The sequence below is a fragment of the Aeromonas enteropelogenes genome, from assembly GCF_000819845.1.
Classification (GTDB): domain Bacteria; phylum Pseudomonadota; class Gammaproteobacteria; order Enterobacterales; family Aeromonadaceae; genus Aeromonas; species Aeromonas enteropelogenes.
Window position 1 is genome coordinate 120,807 of record NZ_CDCG01000006.1, and the last position, 6,374, is coordinate 127,180.

8 protein-coding genes are annotated in these 6,374 nt (G+C 59.7%); 2 read left to right on the top strand and 6 right to left on the bottom strand.

Going from position 1 to position 6,374, the window contains the following annotated elements; translation table 11 throughout:
• Positions 1–104 precede the first annotated feature (104 nt).
• Complete coding sequence (locus BN1123_RS03145; RefSeq protein ID WP_042025317.1) at positions 105–776, top strand: class I SAM-dependent methyltransferase; 672 nt, start codon at positions 105–107, stop codon at positions 774–776.
• Positions 777–887: 111 nt separating this feature from the next.
• On the opposite strand, the gene rmuC is transcribed toward BN1123_RS03145, so the two are convergent.
• Complete coding sequence (gene rmuC / locus BN1123_RS03150; RefSeq protein ID WP_042025297.1) at positions 888–2,228, bottom strand: DNA recombination protein RmuC; 1,341 nt, start codon at positions 2,226–2,228, stop codon at positions 888–890.
• Positions 2,225–2,440, bottom strand: a complete 216-nt coding sequence (locus BN1123_RS03155) for a hypothetical protein (protein ID WP_026456343.1) — start codon at positions 2,438–2,440, stop codon at positions 2,225–2,227. Before BN1123_RS03155 ends, rmuC begins: the two co-directional genes overlap by 4 nt.
• Before the next feature lie 140 nt (positions 2,441–2,580).
• Here BN1123_RS03155 and BN1123_RS03160 point away from each other — a divergent pair, with 140 nt between their 5' ends.
• Positions 2,581–3,105 carry a ferredoxin-type protein NapF gene (locus BN1123_RS03160; protein ID WP_042025298.1) on the top strand — a complete coding sequence of 175 codons (525 nt, stop codon included), beginning with the start codon at positions 2,581–2,583 and terminating at the stop codon, positions 3,103–3,105.
• A 56-nt stretch (positions 3,106–3,161) separates the two neighbouring features.
• Here the strand turns inward: BN1123_RS03160 and BN1123_RS03165 are convergent, their stop codons facing one another.
• The 4 genes from BN1123_RS03165 to BN1123_RS03180 form a co-directional block, all read right to left on the bottom strand.
• Positions 3,162–3,614 carry an Rrf2 family transcriptional regulator gene (locus BN1123_RS03165; RefSeq protein WP_026456341.1) on the bottom strand — a complete coding sequence of 151 codons (453 nt, stop codon included), beginning with the start codon at positions 3,612–3,614 and terminating at the stop codon, positions 3,162–3,164.
• 288 nt (positions 3,615–3,902) lie between these two features.
• Positions 3,903–4,742 (bottom strand): PfkB family carbohydrate kinase, encoded by an 840-nt coding sequence (locus BN1123_RS03170; RefSeq protein ID WP_042025299.1) that lies wholly within the window; start codon positions 4,740–4,742, stop codon positions 3,903–3,905.
• A 111-nt stretch (positions 4,743–4,853) separates the two neighbouring features.
• The gene (locus tag BN1123_RS03175; protein ID WP_042025300.1) at positions 4,854–5,825 is read right to left on the bottom strand and encodes a LysR substrate-binding domain-containing protein; all 972 of its coding nucleotides are present in this window, start codon (positions 5,823–5,825) and stop codon (positions 4,854–4,856) included.
• Between the two features lie 155 nt (positions 5,826–5,980).
• Positions 5,981–6,374: type 1 glutamine amidotransferase family protein (locus BN1123_RS03180; protein ID WP_042025318.1), on the bottom strand; the 394-nt coding region annotated here is incomplete at its 5' end.

The following is a 6,374-nucleotide window of genomic DNA, read 5'->3' on the forward strand; positions in this document are numbered from 1 at the left end:
TGGCTATGACGACTCATAGTTTCAAAAACATCGTGCTCTCCACAAATTCAATATCGACAACATGAGATATCTTGGCCGAGTTTGGCATGAGGGAGGACATAGCCATGGGAAAGAATCTGGATATATTCGGCAAGGCTCTACGAGATCACTACCTGAATCAAGGTAATGAGATGCTACAAATTAATATTGAGGGACAAGAATCATACCGTCTCCCATTATCGATATTTTTTCGACCGGCAGATTACTATGCCATTGATCGTTTAGCCTTGTCTCTGTGTTCCGGACGTATTTTAGATATAGGCGCGGGGGCAGGTGAACACTCGTTATTCCTGCAAAAGCATCGCCGTGATGTGACCGCGTTGGACATATCACCATTGGCTTGTGAAGTGATGCGTTGGAGAGGGGTCAACAGGGTCATCAACGCGGACATCTTTTCCGCCCGTTTCGATGCAGAATTCGATACATGGTTGCTTTTGGGCCGTAGCATAGGCGCGGTGGGGAGCCTTCCCATGCTCGCTTGCTTTCTCTCTCTTGCCCATCAATATCTGTCGGCAAATGGCCGTCTCATTCTGAATTCCACCAACGGCACAACCAACCTGACGACAATACGAAAACTCTCTTTTGAATATAAAGGTGAATGTGATGAAACTGTCAGCTGGCTGGATATCGATCAGGAGACATTGCGCCACCAGGGTGAAATATATGGCTTCTCAACTGAAATACTTCATAAGGAGGACGATGGTAATTACGTGGCTATTTTGAAAAAACAGCCATGACTATTTCCCCTGGTAATGAAGACGCTGGCAAGCCATCGCGTATGATTCCCCTCCCCTGGAGTGCATAGCGCTCATGGTTGGGCCTTGGCTGACGCCGAAGAAAGTGAGCGATTAATCCCGCGCCTGGTCACGCTCCAGCGCCCGCTCCACCAGCGGCTCGGGCAGAGTCTTGGTTACCTCCACCCCCAGCTCGCGAAAACGCTCGGCCTGGGCGATCAAGTTGCCACGGCCATTGACCAGCCGCCCCATCGCTTTGTCATAGCTCTCCTGCGCCTTGTGCAGGCTGCCGCCCATCTGCTGCATCTCTTCGACAAACAGCCGCAGCTTCTCGTAGAGGCGGCCGGCCCGCTCGGCGATCTGGCGGGCATTCTGGTTCTGCCGTTCGTAGCGCCACAGATTCTCTATGGTGCGCAGCGCCACCATCAGGTTGGTGGGGCTCACCAGCAGGATGTTGTTGTCGAGACCGTAGCGTACCAGCGAGGGGTCGGCCTCCACCGCGGTGAGGAAGGCGGGCTCCACCGCCACGAACATCAGCACGTAATCGAGGGTGCGCACCCCGGGCAGCTGCTGGTAATCCTTGCGGCCCAGCTCGCGGATGTGGTTGCGTACCGAGGCGACGTGCTCTTTCAGCGCTACCGCCTTCTCCAGCTCGTCAGCGGCGTTGTACCAGCGCTCATAAGCGGTCAGCGACACCTTGGCATCGATGATGATGTCCTTGTCCTGCGGCAGGTGGACGATGACGTCGGGCTGATAGCGCTTGCCCTTGTCCACCTCGATGTTGACCTGGGTGTGGTACTCGTGACCCTCGCGCAGACCGCATTCGCTGAGGATGCGCGCCAGCACCACCTCGCCCCAGTTGCCCTGCTGCTTGCTGTCGCCCTTGAGGGCGCGGGTCAGCGCCGCCGCCTCCTCGGTCATGCGGGCGTTGAGCTCGGCGAGGCGCTCCAATTCGAACTTGAGGCTGTGGCGCTGGGCCGTCTCCTGGGCGTGGGTTTCCCCTACCTGACGACGAAAACCCTCGAGCTGCTCTTTCAGCGGTGTCAGCAGCAGATCGAGACTGTTCTGATTCAGTTCGCGGAAGTTGCCCGAGTTTTGCTCGAAGATGCGGTTGGCGAGATTTTCGAACTGCTGGCTGAGGCGTTGCTCCGCTTCCTGCTGCAACTGCAGCTTCTCGGCGGCAGCCAGCCGCTCGCTGCGCAGGGTCGCCTCGGCATCCTTGAGACGGGCGGTGAGCTTGATCAGCAGGGTCTGCTGCTGATCCAGCTTCTGCTGACCCAGCATCCGCTCATCCTGCAGCTCGTCGAAACGATCCTGCAGCGCCTGATAACGCTCCTGAGCCAGCAACAGCTCCCTGGCCTGGGCGGCACTGGCGCGGCGCCCGGCCAGCCAGCCAATCCCCAGGGCCAGCACGGCGGCAGGCAGCAGGATCCCCCAGAGCCCGGGCTCGATCATTTGCGACTCCGTTGACGCAGAAAGAGTTCAAGATAGCGGTTGGCCAGCAACCAGATCACCACATAGAGGAGATAGGCGGCCAGCACCACCCACTTGTGCATGTTGACGCCGGTATCAAGCTCGACAAACTCGATACCCTTGATGCGACAGTAGATCCACATCAGCAGAGGAAACACATACAGCAGGGAGGCACGCCAGAGAAATAACCACATATGTTTTCATTCAGTCACGCAAAAAGACCCGCCTAGCTTACACAAGGGCAACCGCCCTTGCGATCCTGACGGCCGCGATTCTCTGGCCTACGTTCAGAAACTCCGATAAAATTAACCCCTAATAGGTATTAGGGGCGGGCATGACTCATTATTTCCTCCGTTGGCTGACACAAGGTTGGCAGGCTTCCCGCGCACCCGCCGTAGTGTGCCAGGAAGCACGCCCGCCATGGGCTATCGAGGAATCCCAGTATCTTTCCCTCTGTACCCGCTGCGGTGAGTGCTTCAAGGCATGCCCGCGCGGCCTGCTCAAACCCGCCTCTCGGGAAAAATATCAAGGCAGCCCGATCGCCGGCACCCCGGTGCTGGATCTCGAATGCGGCCAGTGCAGCTACTGTGGCAGTTGCGCCAGAGCCTGCCCCACCGGCGCCCTCGACCTGCAGCTGGGACGCCAGGTGCAAACCCGGGTCCAGATCGACGAGGCCAGCTGCCAGGCCCGTCAGGGGTTCTACTGCCTGCTGTGTGAAGATGCCTGCCCCCAGCAGGCGATCAAGGCCACCACCGATGGAGTCAGCGTCAATATGGAAGCGTGTGACGGCTGTGGCGCCTGCGGACTGGCCTGCCTGCACGGTGCCATCACCCTGATCCGCCAGCCGGGCAACCGCTGATACGAAAAAGGAGCCAGCAAGGGCCCCTCTTATGTCTTGTTCGTTCCCGTTTCGGATCACGCCATCGCCAGGATGGACTCCTGTTCTATGCCCAGCAGGTGGCACAGGCGGGTGGGATCGCGTACCGCATCGGCCAGGGTGTATTCACCCAGCACTTCCAGGAAGGCGTTCATGGCGCGACGCAGGATCCCCTGAATGCGGCAGCCGCCGGAGAGGCGACAGTTCTCGCGCTTGCAGTCGACCGGACAGAGCACATGCTCCATGTCCATCACCACGTCCCGCAGATTGATGGATACCGCCGCACGGCCAAGGCGGATACCGCCATGCTTGCCACGTACCGTCTCTATGTACCCCTTGATCCCGAGCTGGTGCACTATCTTGACCACGTGGTTGCGGGAGATACCGAAGGTGTCGGCAACTTCGGTGATGGTCGACAGGCGGTCGCTCGGCTGAACGGCCAGGAAGGTCAGGGTACGCAGGGCATAGTCGGTAAATCGTGTCAGTTGCATGGTCGCACTTGCCTCTTACTACAAGCCAGAAATCAGGACGACAACATTGAGCTAAGAGGCAGGAGACAACCGCGTCGCCTGTGCGGGCCTGTCTCTTAATCTGAGTTGCGGAATGACAGGTTAAGAGCAGCACCACCGGGTGTCGATGAAGATGCACATAAATCGACACTTTCTTTGATTGATCGCAAACTTGCCGGGTTATCCCGGCGTTTGGTGGCATTATGGCGGGGAAATTTCCAGAACTTGGCACACTGCCAGCTCCCGCGTTCACCCCTTGTCAGGGGAACCTCAATGGGGCTGTTTCAGCCATTTCTTGAGGGCAAGGGAGGGGATGGAGCTCTCGGAGGCGACCGCAAAAGCGCCCCAATCCACCGCGCACTGCAGAGCCTCCTCGATTGCCATGCCCCGCGCCAACCCGTGGATCAGGCCACCGGCAAAGGCATCCCCCGCCCCCGTGGTATCGACCACGGAGACAGGCCGCGCCGCCACCCGGATCTGCTCCTCGTCATGAATGGCCACGGCGCCGGCCTTGCCTTCCGTCAGCACCAGCCACTCCAGCTGCTCACCGGCCAGCTGGCGGGCATGTTGCCAGGGGTCCCCCACCTCCCCGAGATCGGAGCGAGAGGCGATCAGCACGTGACAGGGGCGGCGCACCTGCCCGCCCTTGGGGTACTGGGCTACCACGAAGCTCTTGCCGAGCATCTGGCGCATATAACCCACCATGGCGGTGCCCGGATAGTTCACATAGAGGCAGTCCACCCCCTCCAGCGGCATGTCGCCGGGCAGATCCGGGCGCCGAGGACGCCTGAGGATGGTGCGCTCGCCGGTGGCATCCACCAGGATCAGCAGTTCGCCGGTCTCGCCGCCGAAGCGCTCCACATGGCTGCAATCCAGCCCGTAACCGGCCGCCTGTTCCAGCAACCAGTCCCCCGTCTCGTCCAACCCGATGCGAGAGGCGATAGTCACCTCATGACCGGCCCAGACCAGCCCGATGCCGGTGTTGGCGGCGCCGCCACCCAGCCTGCGCCCCTGATCCACATATTGCAGACGGGCACCGGCCACCAGGGGTTCGGAGAGGGAGAGCACATGATCACAGTTGAGATTGGCAAGCAGCAGAATGCGGGACATAGCGACCTCTGACGACGAGTCTGAAAACGGCACTGGCAGCATCCGGAGTAGAACTCAGCCAGCCGAGCGCTGCAACCGGCAGAGGGGCATGAACCGATCCGGATCACCGAATCAATAGATGGGCAGCTCCACCCCGGCCATCAGCTCATCGATGCGCGCCTGGGTCGGCTGCTGCATCACATTCTGGATCACCTCCTTGGTGAGGTGGGGCGAGAAGGAGCTGATGAAGTCATACATGTAGTTCTGCAAGAGGATGCTCTTGCTGAAACAGATCTGCGCCGGGCAGGGTTTGAACAGGTGCTCCAGATTGATGGAGACCAGCCCGGGGCTGTCGGTATCGTTGGCCACCAGCGACGAGATGATGCCGATGCCAAAGCCCAGCTCCACGTAGCGCTTGATCACCCCCGCATCCATCACCGTCATGTAGTAGCTCGGCGAGAGGCCCGCGGCCTGAAACGCGTCGTCCTGCACCTGACGACCGGTTGCGCCACTCTCGTAGCTGAGGATGGGATACTGGCAGAGCTGCTCCAGGGTCGGCTTCTTCACCCTGGCCAGCGGATGATCCTGCGGCACCACCAGGGAGAGGGTCCAGAGGTAGGCCGGCAGGGCGATGAGCTCCTTGTCGAAGCCAATCTCGTGAGCCACGATGGAAAAATCCGAATACCCCTTGCTGATCTGCTCCTTGCTGGCCGACATCACGGGATGGAGGTGGAACGAGATTTTGGGGTACTTCTTGGTGAAATAGGTGACCGATTTTGGCAGCAGATAGCGGGCGATGGTGTGGGTGGTGTGAATATTGAGGGTGCCCACGGTCGGATCCAGATACTCGCGGGAGATCGCCTTGATCTTGCTCTCTATGTTGAGCATCGCCTCGGCACACTTGATGATCTCCTCCCCGACCGGGGTGATGCGGTGCAGGTGCTTGCCACGGCGCTCGAAGATCCGCACGCCCAGCTCGCTCTCCAGCAGGCCGATCTGCTTGCTGACACCGGGCTGGCTGGTATAGAGCGCATCCGACGCCACCGAGACATTGAGGTTATGGTCCCGGATCGCGATCAAGTACTTCAGTTGCTGTAGTTTCAAGGCTTCACCCTCTCAGGCTGGCGCGGCGTTCAAGCCAGACAAACTGGCCGCCACAAAGGGCGGCCAGTGTATCATTCATGGCCGACATCGCAGCGCTTGATCCTTCATTTTGCTACAAAATCTAGCACTCCAAGGGGGTGGCTGACAAACCGGCCTCAGGCTTCGCCAGGCTGCACCGGCAAGATCCCCAGAAACTGCAACAACCACTGCATCATGGTGGCGGAATCCACTTCCCCCTCCAGCGAGGAGAGACTGTGTTGATAGCGCTCATCGGGCAGCAAACCGCGCCGGCGCTCGATCAGCGCCCGGTTGTACTCCACCGAAAATTCCGGATGCCCCTGGATGGCGACGATATGATCACCCTGCAAAAACATGAAATTGGGACAAAAGTCATTGCCCGCCAGCCGGGTGGCTCCGGGAGGCAGCAGCGCGACCTGATCCTGGTGGCTAGCCAGGATGCGGATCTGCTCGCGCGCCGGCGCCATCCAGGGCGCATCGGCCAGCATGGGATGGACCGAGACCCCCAGCCCCCACCCCTTGGTAGACTTC